This window comes from Blautia sp. SF-50 (assembly GCF_900101315.1).
Classification (GTDB): Bacteria; Bacillota; Clostridia; order Lachnospirales; family Lachnospiraceae; genus Blautia_A; species Blautia_A fusiformis.
Genome location: NZ_FMUW01000047.1, coordinates 1 through 17,422, shown reverse-complemented (window position 1 = coordinate 17,422; position 17,422 = coordinate 1). Strand labels below are relative to the sequence as shown.

Sequence of the window (17,422 nt, the reverse complement as noted above, 5' to 3'; positions counted from 1 at the left end):
TCCTTAGTACGAGAGGACCGGGATGGACGGACCGCTGGTGGACCGGTTGGCTTGCCAAAGCCATGGCCGGGTAGCCAAGTCCGGAAGGGATAAACGCTGAAGGCATCTAAGCGTGAAGCCCCCCTCAAGATGAGATATCCCATTCTTAGTGAAGTAAACCCCCTTGAAGACGACGAGGTAGATAGGGCAGAGGTGGAAGTGTGGCAACACATGGAGCTGACTGTTACTAATCGGGTGAGGGCTTGACCAAGAAACGCAGGTTAAGAATTGATTCAAAGAGTTTGATTAACGATCAACAAACATGTATGTAGTTTTTAAGGTACAAACCTTAAATTAAATATTCCTCCTTAGCTCAGTCGGTAGAGCATGCGGCTGTTAACCGCAGTGTCGTTGGTTCGAGTCCAACAGGGGGAGCTACAAACCCAATAATTGTGCAAAATAACTAAATACGGCGCAGTAGCCAAGTGGTAAGGCAATGGTCTGCAACACCAGTATTCACCGGTTCAAATCCGGTCTGCGCCTCTTAAAAAGCCCAGAAAATCAAGGTTTTCGAGGCTTTTTCTTTTTTCAAAATCCTATAATTCTGTCTAAAAAAATAAGGTGGCAAAATTATAGGAAAGAAAAAGTTCACAATTTTTTCTACAAGTCCATTTTTCCATAATCCAATTCCCTTTTTTAAAAAATTAATTCTAAAATATAAGTTTTCATGCTTTAATATTTATAGATATGTCCGCCAAAAACCGTTAAAAACCTTATAAAATCAAGTAAAATCGTTTCGTAAGGTGGACGATAAGGTGGCAGAATTTTGCTTGTTACAGCCTGTGCCATCATACTGTAGACAACCATTTCCTCTGTTAAGCGGAAGATTTATGCAATCATAGCATCAATTAAACTTACCTTACGTTCACTGTCTGTATGAACATAAGTACGCATGATCACCTCATAGTTATCGCCAATGATTTCAGCAGCTTCCTTTATTTCTCCCATATTGTGAGTCTGCCGGATCAGATTTGTTGCAAAAGTGTGCCGTAGTGCATGAAGATTATATTCTGGAATCTCAGCACGCTTACAAATTTTCTTTAGCGTATTGGCTAAATTTTGGATTGTAGGGCTGACACCATTTTGCGTAGATAATATCAAATCTGGAAAAACCCGATTTTTATCGTATAGCTCCATCATACATGATAGTGAAAATTCAGCTTCCTTGTTTAATGGAATAGTCCGTAAACTATTTGGGTATTTTGGAGGAGTCAAAATCATTTTAGTCCGTTTTTTTGAGCCGACTTCTCGGTTTTTGACCCTGCTAAGCGTATGTGTGATTTTAATGCCACGCCGTCCTAAAAAGGGCACGATAGAAGATTGACCTAATGCAAGCAATTCACCACCACGTAAACCTGTGTTTAAAAGGAATACAATGGCAGGACCATATCTATACAAATAGCGTTCGTTTTTATTTGGACTGGGTTCCATTGCAATTTCTTTTATGATCTGCTCATGTTCTGGTGGGATGATTGAGATTTCCTTTGTTTCTACAGGAAGAACGGATTCTTCCGGCATTATCACCCGATTTAAAATATCAGAAAAGTTTTTTGGCAGTTCGCCGAGAGAAATTGCTGTTTTAATCATTGCAGACCAAAATAAGTAAATTTTCTTTAATGATGAATAACTCAGGATTTCCTTTTTGGCATTAATCGTTGCTGTAATATCATCAGCAGTCAGATTAGAAAATGTTTTGCTAAAAGCATCCGTATCTTTTAAATGATTTTCGTATGTTTTTTCTAATCGATCCAGGCTGGTTTGTTTGAATTTGCCAGCTTCAACCATGAGACTTTTGCGGAATAAGTATTTGTTCGCATAGTCCTGTACTTTGATGTTTGAAGTAATTGCGTCTTGTATTGCGACTTTTATCTTCCAGTCATCTAATAATGCTTTCGCTTCTCCTTTGGTAGGAGCATTAAACTCCTTGTCCGGTAGCCCTTTTTTTCTATATCGGGCAGTCCATCCTCCTCTCTTATTTGGAAATAGTGATCCATCCCCTTTGGATCTTCTTTTTTGTTGTGTACCTTTCGTTGTTCTCGCCATGAATAGTTCCCTTTCTTTAATGAGATATTCATGCCAAATCAGGTATAAGGTCTATTTTAATATAGCCAAGCCTGATTGACAATAACTTTCTAAAGGGCCTAAAAGAATATTTGTTTTCCTATGTTTTTCTTGAGAAACTCCTGAATAGAAGCTGGTGAAGTAAAATATTGCCGCCCAACTTTTGTAACTGGAAGAATTCCACTGTCAAGAAGTTCCCTGGTTTTTGTTTTTCCAATGCCGAGCATGGATGCTATCTCCTGAACGGAGTATGCTTTAAAGAGATTGTCTGTTTCACTCAATATAATCACCTCTATAAATTAGATTAATGAAAGAGTAGACATATCAGGAAACCGTTTCCTATGCCATGTTTCATGCACGTATGAGGTGTTACTATGTAATCATCAAGCTGCAGGCGTGCATTTATGCGACACTATCTGCAGCACCTATATACATTTCCTGATAAGGTATAAAATTATCAAGGTACAATAGCGTAAGACTTGGTTTTGTCTTAACAATTTCATTAAGTAATTAACTGAGATTTTTTCAGATTGAACAGATTATGTAATTTTTATTAAAAATTTTTCTATAAACTTTAAAAAAGAGAGGTGGGATACGTGATATTTCAATATTTTAAATGAAGTCATATATGCAAAGCAGAGTATTTAAGAACATACAATATATTGTGCATGAAGATTGACATATACTATATCATGTGCTACTATACTGCTATAGTTAATTTTATGCGCACCCATAGGGGGAGTTTTGGATTTGTATAAATCCGAAGACTCAAGGAGAGCAGTAAGGCTGCTTATTCCGCATAAGTTGTTTATGATTGTATAAAGTGTCACTATCTGTCCTTATGGGGCAATAGCAGCACTTTTGTTTTTTCGGTAATATTATCAGGGATATGAGAATGGATAGCGAAGGAATACTTCACTTTTCATTCTTTTTTTATGCCCTAATGAAAGGTAGGATTGCCACAATCAGCTTTGGCTGTTTATGGATAAATAAATTTAAGAAAGGTGGTACACACATGAAAGAAACAAAGATTTATGCAGATGAGTTTTGCACTACATTTGCAAGTACAACGGAGATGCTGGAATTTCTGGCTGAGAGGGCAAAGCAGTCCAAGTGGATTCGTAAGCCTACCAGGATGCTAAAACTGGTTCCATTGGAAAAGGAGGCAGAAACCATTGAAGAAGCCTGTGAAAAAGAACTGGAAGGAATAGTAGAGGATACAGAAAAGAATACCCAGTTGGTATTAAAAGTGAACAAGGATTTTTATCCGGTTCGTGACTGTGCTATCCATACAATTCTGAAAAGAGCCGGCATTAATGGAACAGGATTAAAGAAACTGGAGAAAGCTACTTATGCAAAGGTAGTAAACTACTGTCTTCAGGTAGCGAAAGGAGATGCCTTAATCAAGGTGGCAGATGGAAAAGTATCTGCAGTACATGGCGGTGATGATCATGATTACTGTGTACTGGATATGCAGACAATCTTCAATATGACAAGTGATTATCTGAAAGCACATTTTAAGGGAAGTACTTATCTGGAGGGATCTGGAAGTTTTGACCATTCCATTGTGTCCGCTATGTGGACTTTAGGAGGAAATCAGGAACTTTTGGATACGTATCACCAGGCTTTGGAGGATCATGGAATTGAGGATAAGAGCCTTGCTCCTGCACTGCGCCTGACTACTTCTGATGTAGCAGTAAGTGGTGTGAATCTGTATCCCATGATGCTCTCACAAACCAGTAACCGTGTCATTAACCTGGGAAGTCCTATCAAACTGTCACATGATAGAGGGGCGACCTTACAGGATTTCCGGAATAATCTGGACAAAATTTTTTCCCGTTATCAGGAAGCAGTTAAAGGAATTGTTGGTTTGATGGATATAGATATCCAAAACCCTGTAAACTGTCTGCATCTGATTATGAAGGAACTTAAAATCAATCAGAAAATCCGAAATGAAGTAGTAGATCTTTTTGTGGGACAATATGGGGAAGAACCATGTACAGCTCATGATCTTTATTTTGCCATGCACGAAGCTGCTTTCTTTGCTGCTTGTGAAGGATTTTCTGCACCACGGATTTTAAAATTGGAAGAAGATATTGCAAAAACACTGGCCTTTGACTGGAAAGGGTTTGATGTATATGGAACGATTAAATTGTAAGGAGGAAATGAGATGAATACAGCATTAAATTATCAGCCGGAAGTTCTTGTAGATACAGCAGATTTGAGCCGGGAAGATTGGTTGAATTACCGGCGTCTTGGTATTGGAGGAAGCGATGCAGCGGCAGTCATGGGCTTATCCCCATTTGCGACAATCAGGGATTTGTATTTCGATAAAATTGGTGTTACGCCAGTAATCGAAGAAGAGGAAGAAAACTGGGTAGCGAAAGAAGTGGGACACCGCCTGGAAGATTTGGTTGCCATGATTTTTGCCAAGAAGACTGGACTTGAAGTTTTCCCTGTACGAAAAATGTTCCGGCATCCGCTATATCCGTTTATGTTAGCGGATGTGGATTACTTTATCCGTTTTCCAGATGGCAGCATTGGGATTTTGGAATGTAAAACCTGTAATTACAATGCAAAAGACAAATGGGCAGATGATGGGATTCCTGAAAACTATGTTTTGCAGGTTCGTCATTATCTTGCAGTCATGAATATGAATAAGGCATATATTGCTTGCCTTTATGGAAACAATGAAAATGAATTTGTTTACCGGTGTCTGGAACGGGATAGAATGGAGGAAGAAGAACTCATTGACCAGGAGAAATACTTCTGGGAAGAATATGTGGAGAAGAAAATAGAACCACCGTATTCCGGAAAGCCAGATCTCATTTTGGCTAGTATCCGGAAATATAATGGTTACGCAGACAAATCAATTCCTGAAATCAGCATATCTAGCTTGGAATCACGCAGTCTTGAAAAATATCTCAAATTATCTGAAGAAAAATCCCAATTGGAAAAAAGAAAAAGGGAGATTGAAGCGGAACAACGTGCATTGAGTGTACCGTTTGTCGAGCTTCTTGGACAAGGGTGTAAGGCAGTGATCGAGGATGGGAGTTTCCGTTACCGGATTACTTATAATCCTACGATACGCACCCAGATTGGGAAAGAAAATATGGAGAAGCTGAAAAATCAGCATCCGGATATCTACGAAGAATACACAAGCACTACAGAAAGCAGGATTTTCCGAATTAAAAAGGAGGTTGCATAATGTTACAAGGAAAAAAGGCATATATCTGTTCTCCGCTGGCTGCCCCGAATCCAGAGGGAGTGCAGCATAATATGGAACTGGCAAAATACTATCTCATGCAGATGAAAAGGCTGTATCATTGCCGTACTTTTGCTTCACATGCTCATCTTCCGTTAATGCTGGATGACCGTATCCCAGAAGAGCGTGAGACTGCAATGCAGATTGGAGCTTTGATGCTGGATTTATGTGAAGTATTAATTATTTGTGGCTCCTGCATTAGCGAAGGAATGAGAAGAGAGATTCAGACAGCATTTGAGAAAGGAAAGGACGTTTATTGGTATGATTCCAAGATGAAACCAGGCGAATTGATGAAAGTAGAGAACTGGAGGAGTATAGACGATGAGGTGCAAATATATACGTAAGATTTTTCAAAATGAGGAAAACGGATATACGGTTGCATTATTTTCCACGCTGGATCATGAGGTTCCTCTTTCTGCCAGAGATAAATTTTGGGCAGACAAAAAAATCATTGCGTTTACTGCAAAAGGATATGACTTGCCTCTTACGGATGAAATCGAAATAGAGATGGAAGGCGAGTGGGAGACAAATTCACATGGAACACAATACAAGGTAGAAACTTTTTTGGAAGTTGTACCTAGAACAAGGGAAGGTATCTTAGGATACCTTTCTTGTGGTTCTTTAAAAGGAATTGGTCCCAAAACGGCAGAACGGATTGTCAATCGTTTTGGTCTGGATACCTTGGAGGTAATGGAAAAGTATCCACAGGAATTATTAAAGATTCAGGGGATATCTCAGAAAAAACTGGACCGTATTGTGGATTCTTTTGGAAAAAACAAAGTATTCCGGGAATTGATGACTTTTTTATCACCGTTTCATGTTACGCCTAAAAAAGCAAATATGATTCTTCAGAAGTTTCGGGATCAATCCGTAGAAATCATTCGGAAGCAGCCTTATATACTCTGCTCAGTCAAAGGGTTTGGTTTTCTCACTGTGGATGCCATTGCAAGGCAGTGCTGTGCTGCAACAAATGATCCTATGCGTATTTCCGGATGCGTCAGCTATGTGCTGCGGGAAGCCATGAAGCAGAACGGACATTTATATCTGGAGCAGGAAATTCTGGTGAAAGATGCATTGAAGGTTCTGAATAAAGAACCGGATCTTCAGCCGGTGACGGAAACAGAGATTTTAAAAGTGCTATATCGTCTGGTCATGCAGGACAGTATCGTGGTAGAAGAGAATAGGGTTTACATTACCAAACAGCATCAGGAAGAAGAGGATACAGCCTCTATGATTGCAAGAAAATTGCACGAGCGAATTCCAGCTCTTACGATTGAAAAGGAACTGGAGGAAGCACAGGAGGATTTAAACATAACATTATCCGAACAGCAGAAAGAAGCAGTGCGTATGGTTTTTGCAAACCCGATCTGCATTATTACTGGAGGACCTGGAACCGGCAAAACAACGGTTTTGAAGGTCATTTTGTATATCTATCAGAAAAAATGCGGGAATGAAGTCAAACTGATGGCACCGACTGGACGTGCTGCAAGGAGAATGGCAGAGAGTACTGGAAATGGAGATGCAACTACTATGCACATGGCACTGGGGCTTTTTGGTGACGGTGATTATGAAGCACTTACGGATAAACTATCCGCAGATTTTATTAATGCGGATGAGGTATCTATGGTAGATATGCACCTTGCCTATGAATTTTTTTACAAGATAAAGGCAGGGGCAAGGGTGCTTTTGGTCGGGGATGTCCACCAGCTTCCTTCTGTAGGAGCAGGAGATGTGTTCCGGCAGCTTATTTTGTGCGGGAAAATACCGGTTACTGTTTTAAATCTGGTATATCGCCAGGGGAAGGACAGCAACATCCCCATAAATGCTCAACTTATCAATGAAGGAAAGACAAACCTGCAATGGGGGGATGATTTCCAGATGGTTGAATGTTCAGGAGCAGATGCGGCGGCACAAATTGTTAAAAATATCTATCTCAAGGAAATTCAGATGTATGGTATGGAGCAAGTACAGATACTTTCTCCATATAAAGTGAGAAGTGCAGCCGGTGTCTTGGAACTGAACCGCAGTCTGCAGGACGAGGTAAATCCTCCTGTATCCGGAAAAAGGGAGCTTCATCTTGGCGGTGAGATGTTTCGGGAAGGTGACAGAATCCTTCAAAACAAGAATACAGAATTTGCCAGTAACGGAGATTTGGGTACATTGGTACAGATTGCTGAAGATGAGGACAATAACCCTCTGGTTCAAATCGTATTTACAGATGGCCGCAGGGTGAAGTATGAGGCAGAGCAGGTGGAAATGATTGAACATGCAAACGCCATAACCATACACAAAAGCCAAGGAAGCGAGTGCCAGGTGGTCATCATTCCGTGGTTAAAAGCTTTTTATCCCATGCTGAAGCGGAACATCTTTTATACGGGAATCACCAGGGCAAAACAGCGTGTTTATATTGTTGGGGAATGGAAAGCCGTTTGTCAGGCAATCCACACAGATGATACGGGAACCAGAAAGACGATGCTGGCAGTAAAAATACAACAGTATTGTGAATGGTATCAGAGACAGGAAAACAGACGGATTCCTGCAACAATTTGCAACCGGGCTGTGTAAAAAAATAGCAAAATAGTTCAATGTTGAGAATTGGCAGGTTATTACTTTATGAAGGGATGTCCTGCCGGTTCCAAAGAAAGGAGCAGGCAATGAGCGAATTATTATATAACAAGTCAAAAGCAGTAGAAGAACTGAATAAAGTGGAAGGATTTTATCCTCTGGAACTTGCCAGAGTTATTTCTAATGAAGGGCAGGAGGAACAACGGTATCTGGATGTGAAATATCGGAAGCTGTGGTTCCGTCTGGTAAATCCCACAGGCAAGATTATCAGCCGGATTGTTCACTTTACCGAAAATATGGCAGTCGTAGAAGCCAGAATTTATCTGGATAAGTGTGATCAGGAAGATAATTATATTGCCAATTCCTTTTCACAGAAGTTTCGTACAGCAGATACACAGTTTGGGGATAAATTTCTTGAAATGGCAGAAACAGCGGCAATTGGGCGAGCTTTGGCAGATGCGGGGTATGGTCTGCAATTTGCTGATGTAGGGGAAGGAAATGATCCAATGCAGGTAGATGCAGGAATTCCTGTAAATCAGGGAACACAGATGCAGACTGCGATGCCAGCACAAACCCCTGCACCAGGAATGCAGCAGACTCCCAATCAGTCAGCAGGAACCATGCCATCATTTCCGCCTCAAGCAACTCCGGGGCAGCAGATGATGGAACAGTTTTATCAAGAAGCACAAGCCAATGGAAATACGATTGGCGGGGGAACGGGTACAGGACAGATGACAAATCCGGTAATGATTCCGGCAACTGGATCTGTACCAGTTATGCAGCAGATGCCTTCTAAGCCGCAATTTCTGGATCCCAATATGCCAGTGGAAGAACTGGTGAAAAGGATGAGTTATGAGCAGGCAATACAAGTAGCCGTAACAGGACAGGGAAAATTTAGTGGAAAAACCATGGGACAGGTTGCAATAGAAAGTCCTTCCAGCTTGCAATGGTTCGCAGAACAGTATCATGGACAGAACCATTTCATACCGGCGGCAGCCAGAGTAATTCTTGCAAAGGCATAGCAAATAGCCGGCTTAACATTCTTTCCACAGCCAATAAAGGCTGTGGAAGAAAGGAGGAACCATAGAGTGTATGATATGTCAGGCTTTAGCTACGATATCACAGATGTCGTGCATTTACTGCAGCTTAGAGTACGGCATAAAAATTCTTCGTCAATGGATGTGAATTGTCCATTTTGTGGAGAAACAAAAGGGAAAATGAATGTTAATCTTCAGAAAAATGTGTTCCGGTGTAATCGGTGTGATGCTTCAGGTGGAATGCTAGAATTATACGGAAGACTGCATGGTGTTTCCAGTGCAGAGGCAAACCGACAGATCCGGGAAGCTCTGGGAAAGGGGGAATACCGGACGGATTATCAGGTAGTTCATAAAGAAGAGCCTGTAGAAATTTTCAATGCCGAGTTAGCGGATGCAGATGTCATTGACCGAACATATCAAGAAATGTTGTCGTTATTGACCTTAAATGATAAACATCAGGAAGATCTTAAAAAAAGAGGGCTGACGAAAGAACAGATCGAGATACAGAGGTATCGTAGTGTACCGTTGTTTGGAATTAAAAATATGGTACAAAAACTGTTGGAATCCGGACAGACGGTAAAAGGTGTGCCAGGATTTTATGAAGATCAAGATGGGAAATGGACAATTAATTTTACTTCTAAAAATTCTGGGATTTTGATACCGATTCGATCCATGGAAGGAAAAATACAAGGATTTCAGATACGGTTGGATCAGGTAATGGAGGGACGGAAGTATATCTGGCTTTCCAGTGTGAAATTCCAAAATGGAGTATCATCAGGGAGTCCGGTACATGTCATAGGAAGTCTGGACGCAGAACAGATTTATTTAACAGAAGGTGCATTAAAAGGTACGATAGCCCACTATTTATCTGGAGATACGTTCATTTGCGTTGCAGGTGTCAATCAGTACAGAAATTTAAAGCCAGTTTTGGAAACACTGAAAAGCAGGCATCTGCAGCACCTATATGAAGCTTATGATATGGATAAAAAAATGAAGGTATATTGTGATGGGGATTCTGAGAAATGTGATGCCTGTCAACGTAAACCAGCCACTTTTTATTGTCCGCATAAGATGCAGAAACGGCAGATTCTACAGAACGCTTGTAGAAAGGTGTATGAAATCTGTAGTGGATTGTCTATTTCCATGAGCCGTATGGTTTGGGACATGGATTCTTATGGTGAATGGAATGGGCAGATCAAAGGAATTGATGATTATTACTATGTATTGAAAAATACGGGGTAAATATGGACCGGGCAAGTTGTCCGGTCTTATGGAAGAGGAGGATTCGATGAAACGAAAGAAAATTTACGGTATATTTATGCTTGTAGCCATTGCTGTTTTTTTATTTGCAGGAGGAAGGATACTGCAAATTTATTTGAATTATCAGGAAAGTCAAAAAGTCTATGAGCAGATGGAAGGGTTTACACAAAAGATAGAGGATCAAAACCTGTCACCAGAAGCGGTTCCAGGGGAAACACCAGAGGAGGTCGCAGAGCAGGGATTCCTACAGGTGGATTTTAACAAGCTGGAAGAAATCAATCCAGATGTCATTGCATGGATTGAGATTCCTGGTTTGGAAATTAGTTATCCGGTAGTCCAGGGGAGGGATAATGACTATTATCTGCATCACCTGATTACGGGAGAAAATCATAAAAGTGGCAGTATTTTTATGGACTTTCACAACCAGGAGGATTTATCAGACAGAAATTCCATTATCTATGGGCATAATATGAAGGATGGGAGCATGTTTGGAACCCTGGATCAGTATCAGTCACAGGCACTTTATCGAAACTATCCCTGTTTTTATATGTATGTGACAGGATATATTTATGAGTATCAGATTTTTTCCTGTTATGCAGCACCGACGGATCATCCAGCATATACTTATGATTTTCCTACTTCTGAGGACTATGAAGTTTTTCTGGAAACACTACAAAGAAGTGCTGAGTATAACACAGGGATGACAGTTACCAAGGAGGATCAGGTAGTGACCTTATCAACTTGTGTAAATACCCGAAAGGATTATCGCTATTTAGTACATGGAAAACTGAAACAGAAAATAAAAATGGAGGAATAACAGATGTTAGATTTTGAATATGCAAAGGCATTGGTAGAGGTTGTGCTGGATACAACTTGCAGCGAAAAAGAAAGAGAAGTACGGCTGGAGTGTTTAACCCAAATATTTGGCAGAGCAAATGCTTATTTAAAGAAAGGCTTCTTACCCGATGTGGTAGAGGCTTTTTTTGTGCGAAAAATGAAAGGTTTGCCACTGGTATCGACAAAGCAGGATATGCAGGATTTTTTGAAAGTCAGTACACCCCATTATTTTGGTGGGAAATTTACAGTTAGTAATATTCCGTATTATTCTGAGGAAGAAGAACTGCTACTTTGGTCAGAAACATCACTTCGTGGTCCATTGATTTCAGCCGGATATGAACGCTATATGGAACTGTTTAAAAAGATTTTGCCTCAAAAGGCAGAACAGATTAATTTTTTATAAAGAGAAATAATTCGAATGAGGACTGGAAATGTATAGTAGGTAAAGATGAATGTTAAAAATCATTGTATAGGAAGAAAGCACCTGTCTGTGGTAAAATGCCGCAGACAGAATTTTTTTGAAAAAAAGTTGCTTTGTACGGAAGTTCTGCGTACAAGAGAAGTATAAAGAAAAAAGGAGAGATGATTTTATGATAAAAAAAGTTCGGATTGCGGTAGACCATGGCAATAGAAATATGAAAACCTGTTCCCAGGTATTTACGACAGGGCTTACCATTCAGGATAAAAAGCCTGCCAGAGGGGAAAAGTTCCTGTTCTATGAGGGAAAGTATTATGTGCTGAGTGAAAATAGGATTCCTTATCAAAGAGATAAAACGCAGGATGATCGGTTTTTTATCCTGACTCTATTTGCAATCGTAAAAGAGCTGGAGGAAAACTCTCAAATTCAGCCAGAGGATGTCATTCAGGTGGATCTTCCGATTGGGCTGCCACCCAAGCATTATGCAGAACTTTGTGAACGGTATGAAGCATATTTTAAAAGACAAGGGAAAATTCATGATATCAATTACTGTGGTAGTACATATCATATCACCATTGGAGAGGTAATGGCATTTCCACAGGACTATGCGGCTATGATGACTATGATTGAAAAGCTGCAGCAGATTCCCAAAGTAGTAGGAATTGATATAGGAGGATTTACTACAGACTATCTTCTGATGCGGAAAGGTAATCCGGATATGGAAGCCTGTGATTCCATGGAAAAAGGCGTGATTACCATGTATAACAAGATTATTTCCGGGATTAACAGTGAATATGATATTTTGTTAGAGGAAAGTGATATTGACAGTATCCTTCAGGGAAACACAGAATTTTATGAAGAGGCTGTAGTCCGTATGACAGAAGGTATGGTGCAGGATTTTGTAAAGGATCTGCTGAACAGCATTCGAGAGAGAGGAATAGATACCAAAGCAGCATATACGGTATTTATTGGAGGTGGGGCAAAGCTATTGAGCCATTTTCTGGAACAATCGGACCGTCTGGGGAAATATACCTTTATTGAGGATATTTCTGCCAATGCCAAAGGATATGACAGATTGTTTCAGATTATGTAGAGGAGTGTGATTAATGTGGAGAAAAAGAATCCTTATAAATTCACACTTGGGTTTGATAAAACGAAACCAACTCATGTACGTGCAGTAGAGATTTTAAACGCCGTAAGGGATAAAGCCGACTTAATTGCATCAGCAGTGGTAACGCATATAGATGGCGGCAGAACAGAAGAAGGGGCTGTATTGAACCAAGAAGCTTTGCAGATTATGATGTTGGAATTGGTAAAGCAAGAAGTGGAAAAAGCAATGCAGAACTATTCTTCAAAACAGGAGAATGTTCAAGTGGAAGAAGAAATAGAGAAACAGAAGGTATCTGAATTTGTCCTTGCACCTGAAGTTGCCAAAAGCGTTAGAGATGCAATGAGTGCATTTAGAAATAGATAGAAAAGAAAAAAGAAGCATCGGATTTTGAGTGCTTCTTTTTTGTTGCACATTTATGCCAATTCACAGGAACCCCACAGATTTCGCACAGGTTTCTCACAGATTTCATCCGTATAATCAAAAGTCAGATATTGTCAGAAAAAGGCTTAATTGAGGGGATCCTTTTCTTTCAATGCAGAAAGAAGCCCACGCAAGGTGCGTAGGGCAATTTGCCGCTCGTCTTCAGAGCAGTTTTGCAGTTCTTTCATAATCTGATAAGTAGTAGTGTCCGGTTCCTTTCGTTCATCCTGAACAGCTGCATCAATTGAAATATTCAGAAATTGAGCGATTGGGATTAAAGTTGCAAGTTCCGGATTGCCATTACAGGTTTCAATATCAGAAATGGTCCGGGTGGACACACCGGCTTGTTCTGCAAGTCTTGATTGTGACAGACCACGCCTTTCTCTTTCACTTCTTACCATATAGCCTAATTTTTTCTTGACGGTATCCATCAGCATCCGCATCACCTCACTTATTGTTTTATTTTATCGTAGATTGATAGTAAGAGAAACGCATTATAGTGCATGAAGATACGCAATATAATGTGAATTGCGGGGCAGGAGAACCTACAAAGGAGGAGCATCTATGCTGCAAGGAAAGACAAGGCACTTGTGTAATGATTCGTCAAAAAAATCTTGCTTTTGCAGGGGTGCCAAAAGGGTTATTTATATGCAGTATATGCGTTAATATATGAAGTCACCGTGCAGGATGATGCATGGGATAAGAAAGATGTCGAGCCAGAAGAAATGTGGTTCGGCGTTTTCTTTTACCAAAATAAAAATATCCTTCATAGATGCAGATCTCCACCTCTGAAGTTTGGAAACTTATTGATTTCAAATTTCGGAGGTAGAAAATGAAAGAAGAACAAAAATATCACGGATCTAAGACAAGAAATTATTTTACTGCGTACTTGTTGGCATCTATAAGAGGAAAAAGACTTCGGTATCTGGAAAAGCAGCAGAAAATATTATTTGCAGAGGAAAATCTGGAAGATAAAGAATTTACAGATACGGATATTTCGCCAGAGGAAAGGCTGGAATTGGAGCAGAAAGAGCGACTGCTCATGGAAGAAGCACAGGGGATTTATCCAGAATGGAATGAGATGACGGACATAAACCTTATGGAAGCCATGTTTTCTTTGCATGAGGAAGAACGAAAGCTTATCTATCAGCATGTATTTGAGGAACGTACATTTAAAGAAATGAGCATCTTGAATCAGATGCCGGAAGAACGGTGTAAAGGTGCATATTATTGGGCTATCCGGAAAATACGCAAGAGAATGGGAGGAAAGAAATCATGAATTTTAAAGAATTGTTATACCGGGCAAGGCAAGGGAATCAAGAGGCCATACTGGAAATATTTGAAATGTACCGACCACTTTTAATTAAAAATGCTTTGGTAGAAGGGATTTTTGATGAAGATCTGTATCAGGAATTAACAGCAGAATTGCTGAAGTGCATACGGTATTTTAGAGATGTAGAATAGTATTATAGTAGTATAGGAAGAGGCGTGACTGGTAAGGTACGCCTCTTCCGTATATCATAGAGAGCTGAACGATAATAAAAGAATGTTGTGATTACCAAGTAGGCAATAAAAAAGGCAATCTATACAAGAAAACTAGACTAGTATCAATGAGGACATTTATTATAAAAAGATAAGGAGGATGTATTCATGGGAAGGGAACAGAATAAAAAGGGTTTAGATGAAATAAACAGAAATCATGATGAGAAACAAAATATAACGGAGAAAGAATGGGCATTATTAGAAAAATATAGAAATCTTTGTGAGGAAAATAAATTAACAATAGATATTTTGATTCAACGATTATTGACACATCAGAAAGGCAGGGAATAGGTTGATTAAAGTAGGATTGTGTGATGACATTACAGACTATAACAAAAAAATGGAGAACTATATAATACGTTATGGTAATGAAAACCATATAAAGGTTAAAATTACTGCATACGGAAGTGGTTCACAATTGTTATTAAACTTTCAAAAGAGAAAGTTTGACATAATTTTTTTGGATGTTTCTATGCCGGAATTAGATGGGTTTGAAACAGCAGAACGAATTAGAAGTATAGATGAAAATGTTGTAATAGTATTTTGTACATCCTTTTACACAATATCAAATGCAGGGAAAGGTTTTGAAGTGGATGCAGAGGATTTCTTATCAAAGCCATTATTATATAAAAAGGTAGAACACCTTTTAAATAAAGTATATAAAAAGAAATTGTTGTGTGCAGAGGAAAAATTATTTTTGAAGTGCCAAGATGGATTGATTACGCTACAGCTTTCAGATATAATCTACATACAGGTAAGGAACAAACTATTGATTCTGCATACGAATAAGGGAGAAATACAAAGTAGCCAAAGGATGAGGGAACTGGAGGAAAGATTAAGCCGAAAATTATTCTTCAGATGTCATAACAGCTACATAGTAAATTTTGATTATGTAGAAGGTTTAAAGAATGATAGTGTACTCGTTAAGGATAAGAATCAACAGTTAAAAGAGATTCCGGTGAGTAAATATAAAAAAGAAGAATTTATGAAAGAATTAGCTATTTATGTAGGAAATAGATAGATTGAATATTTTATGCAAAAAAAAAGTCGATTTAGACATGGAATGTTGATATATAGGAAAAAGCAGAGTATAGTTTGGACATACTTACTGATAGGTAATTGCGAAACAAGTTCGCAATCCTAACTAAAAAGCGGTAAGAATCCTGCAACGCAGGATTCTTAAGATGAAAAATAGGTACTTCTAAATTTGAACATGACTAAAAGACTTCCCAGATAAACTGCGAAGAAAAGATTGTATGCATATTAATAATCAGGCAATCAAAGGCTTCAAACTCCGGATGTATTGGTATTGATGAATCTTATCAGCGACAAGCACAGTAACAAGCTGGGTAATTCCTGCAAGCAGTAAATCAGCATGAAGTGTTTTCTCATTCTGTGTTTTACGATCTGCAATGCAGAAACTATCTTTGAAATGGTTGATTGACTTTTCAACATTTACACGGATCTTGTAAGTATCCTCCCATTCCTGTGAGCCGCGTTCTACACCAGGATAGGCACGAAGGTTCTTTTCAGGATAAATGTAGATCATTCGTCCGCAGGAAGAAGATGTACATGGATTGTCACAATGACATACGCGATGTTTTGACTTGTCGGCAGGATTGTATTCCCATTTCATTTTTGGACATACAAACTTCATGGTAGGAAGTTTGCTCCGCAAATGGGATCTGCTTCCTTCACGCCGCATCGGAAGTGATGGATCGTGAGGACAGCAGGGAATACCGTTTTCATTGACAGTATAGTCGGTTCCTTCCACAGAAAGCTTTGTTTTTAAAGGGATAAAAGCTTTTTGAAAGCCAATTTCTTCAAAGAGGGATTTGTAAATGTTAATGGCATCAAACGCAGCATCTCCAAGAAACGTCTTTGAATTTATTAAAGGATGTTTCTGGAAAAAGTCAATTAAAACTGGAAGAAGTGCTTTCGAATCGGCAAGGGATTTATCCTCATCCGGTGAATCTGATTTCTTCCCTACAACGATATCAGGATGTTTTTTTAGAAAGTCCTTGTTGTAGAAAGTGATGTCACGAACAATACCAAGCCCGTTCGTAATAATGCCAAATTTATAGGCGTAACAGAAATGTCCATTGATGTACATCTGCTGGATTGCCTGATTGGAAGCCGCATGAGTTGGCATAGAGCCATAAGCAGCTTTATAAGGATCATAGGAATCATCAAGGTTATGGGACTTTTTGAAAGCCTTTAGCTGCTTGATAATACGGTTGGCATATTTTGGGTTATTTTCTGTAACCCATGCTTCAATGCCAGAGGTATCAAAGATTGTCATGGAAGCAAGGGCAGGATCAAGACTTTGGCAGATCGGTTCGGTCAGATCAACAAGATGATCGAACATAGATTGTAAGTCCGATAAAAAATCCTGTTTGAAACGTGTAAATTTGGAACCATCCGGAACAACATCAAAACCGCAGAAATCACGCAGTTCCTGGGAAAATTTCAAAAATACGATCAGGAGTGTGTCCGTCGGGATTGAGAAAATACGCTGGATAAGAAGTGCCTTAAGCATTGGATAAAGCTGATGTTTGCGAGGTCTTCCGGTACTGGCGTAAAAATGAGAAATAAAAGAAACAGGAACAATTTCATCAAGGTTAATGGCTTCATCAAGAAGCGAAAGGAACTGATATTTGTCGTTGTCGAATTTATTTTGACAATCTTCAAAAATTTCTGCCAAAGTGAGCTGTTTATATGTTATCATGTAGGTATATCTCCTTTAGGTGGATTGGTTAATTAGTTTCTAGTCAATTCTATTTTACCATAAACCTTGAGGAGATATTTTATTTTAACGACAAAAAACACCGTATTTATGCAGTGTTTGGCGTTTCGCAAACGCCTAA

17 protein-coding genes, 2 tRNA genes, 1 rRNA gene and 1 pseudogene are annotated in these 17,422 nt (G+C 39.3%); 17 read left to right on the top strand and 4 right to left on the bottom strand.

Translation table 11 applies throughout. The annotated features are described in order from the left end of the window. The 3 genes from BLP57_RS16500 to BLP57_RS16490 all read left to right on the top strand — a co-directional run. Positions 1–250 (top strand): 23S ribosomal RNA (locus BLP57_RS16500); the annotation flags it as partial. Positions 251–341: 91 nt separating this feature from the next. Beyond that, positions 342–414: transfer RNA gene (locus BLP57_RS16495), tRNA-Asn, on the top strand. Between the two features lie 36 nt (positions 415–450). Then, positions 451–522: transfer RNA gene (locus tag BLP57_RS16490), tRNA-Cys, on the top strand. 345 nt (positions 523–867) lie between these two features. Here the strand turns inward: BLP57_RS16490 and BLP57_RS16485 are convergent. Both BLP57_RS16485 and BLP57_RS16480 read right to left on the bottom strand, forming a co-directional pair. Next, positions 868–2,082, bottom strand: a complete 1,215-nt coding sequence (locus BLP57_RS16485; RefSeq protein WP_092073321.1) for a site-specific integrase — start codon at positions 2,080–2,082, stop codon at positions 868–870. Between the two features lie 98 nt (positions 2,083–2,180). Further along, on the bottom strand, positions 2,181–2,381 hold the full coding sequence (locus tag BLP57_RS16480; RefSeq protein WP_243148421.1) for a helix-turn-helix domain-containing protein: 201 nt from the start codon (positions 2,379–2,381) through the stop codon (positions 2,181–2,183). A 734-nt stretch (positions 2,382–3,115) separates the two neighbouring features. Here BLP57_RS16480 and BLP57_RS16475 point away from each other — a divergent pair. The 10 genes from BLP57_RS16475 to BLP57_RS16430 all read left to right on the top strand — a co-directional run bounded on the left by BLP57_RS16475 (position 3,116) and on the right by BLP57_RS16430 (position 12,956). Next, positions 3,116–4,258 (top strand): hypothetical protein, encoded by a 1,143-nt coding sequence (locus tag BLP57_RS16475; RefSeq protein ID WP_005342227.1) that lies wholly within the window; start codon positions 3,116–3,118, stop codon positions 4,256–4,258. A 12-nt stretch (positions 4,259–4,270) separates the two neighbouring features. Then, positions 4,271–5,308, top strand: a complete 1,038-nt coding sequence (locus BLP57_RS16470; RefSeq protein WP_059085260.1) for a YqaJ viral recombinase family nuclease — start codon at positions 4,271–4,273, stop codon at positions 5,306–5,308. Further along, the gene (locus BLP57_RS16465) at positions 5,308–5,709 is read left to right on the top strand and encodes a DUF7768 domain-containing protein (protein ID WP_059085261.1); all 402 of its coding nucleotides are present in this window, start codon (positions 5,308–5,310) and stop codon (positions 5,707–5,709) included. The genes BLP57_RS16470 and BLP57_RS16465 overlap by 1 nt, the downstream gene beginning before the upstream one ends. After that, a complete protein-coding gene (gene recD2 / locus BLP57_RS16460; RefSeq protein WP_059085262.1) occupies positions 5,687–7,930 on the top strand; it encodes an SF1B family DNA helicase RecD2 in 2,244 nt (747 codons plus the stop codon). The genes BLP57_RS16465 and recD2 overlap by 23 nt, the downstream gene beginning before the upstream one ends. Before the next feature lie 89 nt (positions 7,931–8,019). Next, positions 8,020–8,952, top strand: a complete 933-nt coding sequence (locus tag BLP57_RS16455) for a hypothetical protein (protein ID WP_175443006.1) — start codon at positions 8,020–8,022, stop codon at positions 8,950–8,952. Positions 8,953–9,027: 75 nt separating this feature from the next. Continuing rightward, complete coding sequence (locus BLP57_RS16450) at positions 9,028–10,209, top strand: CHC2 zinc finger domain-containing protein (RefSeq protein ID WP_179960940.1); 1,182 nt, start codon at positions 9,028–9,030, stop codon at positions 10,207–10,209. A gap of 46 nt (positions 10,210–10,255) precedes the next feature. Continuing rightward, entirely contained in the window at positions 10,256–11,044 is a 789-nt protein-coding gene (gene srtB, locus BLP57_RS16445) for a class B sortase (protein ID WP_227219346.1), read from the top strand. 3 nt (positions 11,045–11,047) lie between these two features. Beyond that, positions 11,048–11,467 carry a hypothetical protein gene (locus BLP57_RS16440; RefSeq protein WP_059085265.1) on the top strand — a complete coding sequence of 140 codons (420 nt, stop codon included), beginning with the start codon at positions 11,048–11,050 and terminating at the stop codon, positions 11,465–11,467. A 187-nt stretch (positions 11,468–11,654) separates the two neighbouring features. Continuing rightward, complete coding sequence (locus tag BLP57_RS16435; RefSeq protein ID WP_227219348.1) at positions 11,655–12,575, top strand: ParM/StbA family protein; 921 nt, start codon at positions 11,655–11,657, stop codon at positions 12,573–12,575. A 15-nt stretch (positions 12,576–12,590) separates the two neighbouring features. Beyond that, positions 12,591–12,956 (top strand): stage III sporulation protein AF, encoded by a 366-nt coding sequence (locus tag BLP57_RS16430; protein ID WP_227219350.1) that lies wholly within the window; start codon positions 12,591–12,593, stop codon positions 12,954–12,956. Between the two features lie 143 nt (positions 12,957–13,099). On the opposite strand, the gene BLP57_RS16425 is transcribed toward BLP57_RS16430, so the two are convergent. Continuing rightward, on the bottom strand, positions 13,100–13,450 hold the full coding sequence (locus tag BLP57_RS16425) for a helix-turn-helix domain-containing protein (RefSeq protein WP_004223831.1): 351 nt from the start codon (positions 13,448–13,450) through the stop codon (positions 13,100–13,102). Positions 13,451–13,845: 395 nt separating this feature from the next. On the opposite strand from BLP57_RS16425, the gene BLP57_RS16415 reads away from it, so the two are divergent. The 4 genes from BLP57_RS16415 to BLP57_RS16400 all read left to right on the top strand — a co-directional run bounded on the left by BLP57_RS16415 (position 13,846) and on the right by BLP57_RS16400 (position 15,576). Beyond that, a complete protein-coding gene (locus BLP57_RS16415; protein WP_059085267.1) occupies positions 13,846–14,292 on the top strand; it encodes a sigma-70 family RNA polymerase sigma factor in 447 nt (148 codons plus the stop codon). Next, entirely contained in the window at positions 14,289–14,477 is a 189-nt protein-coding gene (locus tag BLP57_RS16410; RefSeq protein ID WP_004223825.1) for a helix-turn-helix domain-containing protein, read from the top strand. Before BLP57_RS16415 ends, BLP57_RS16410 begins: the two co-directional genes overlap by 4 nt. 186 nt (positions 14,478–14,663) lie before the next feature. Further along, positions 14,664–14,846, top strand: a complete 183-nt coding sequence (locus tag BLP57_RS16405) for a hypothetical protein (RefSeq protein ID WP_004223822.1) — start codon at positions 14,664–14,666, stop codon at positions 14,844–14,846. 1 nt (position 14,847) lies between these two features. After that, complete coding sequence (locus BLP57_RS16400; RefSeq protein ID WP_004842163.1) at positions 14,848–15,576, top strand: LytR/AlgR family response regulator transcription factor; 729 nt, start codon at positions 14,848–14,850, stop codon at positions 15,574–15,576. 344 nt (positions 15,577–15,920) lie between these two features. On the opposite strand, the pseudogene BLP57_RS16395 reads toward BLP57_RS16400, so the two are convergent. After that, positions 15,921–17,283, bottom strand: a pseudogene (locus tag BLP57_RS16395) (transposase); the annotation flags it as partial. Between the last annotated feature and the right edge of the window lie 139 nt (positions 17,284–17,422).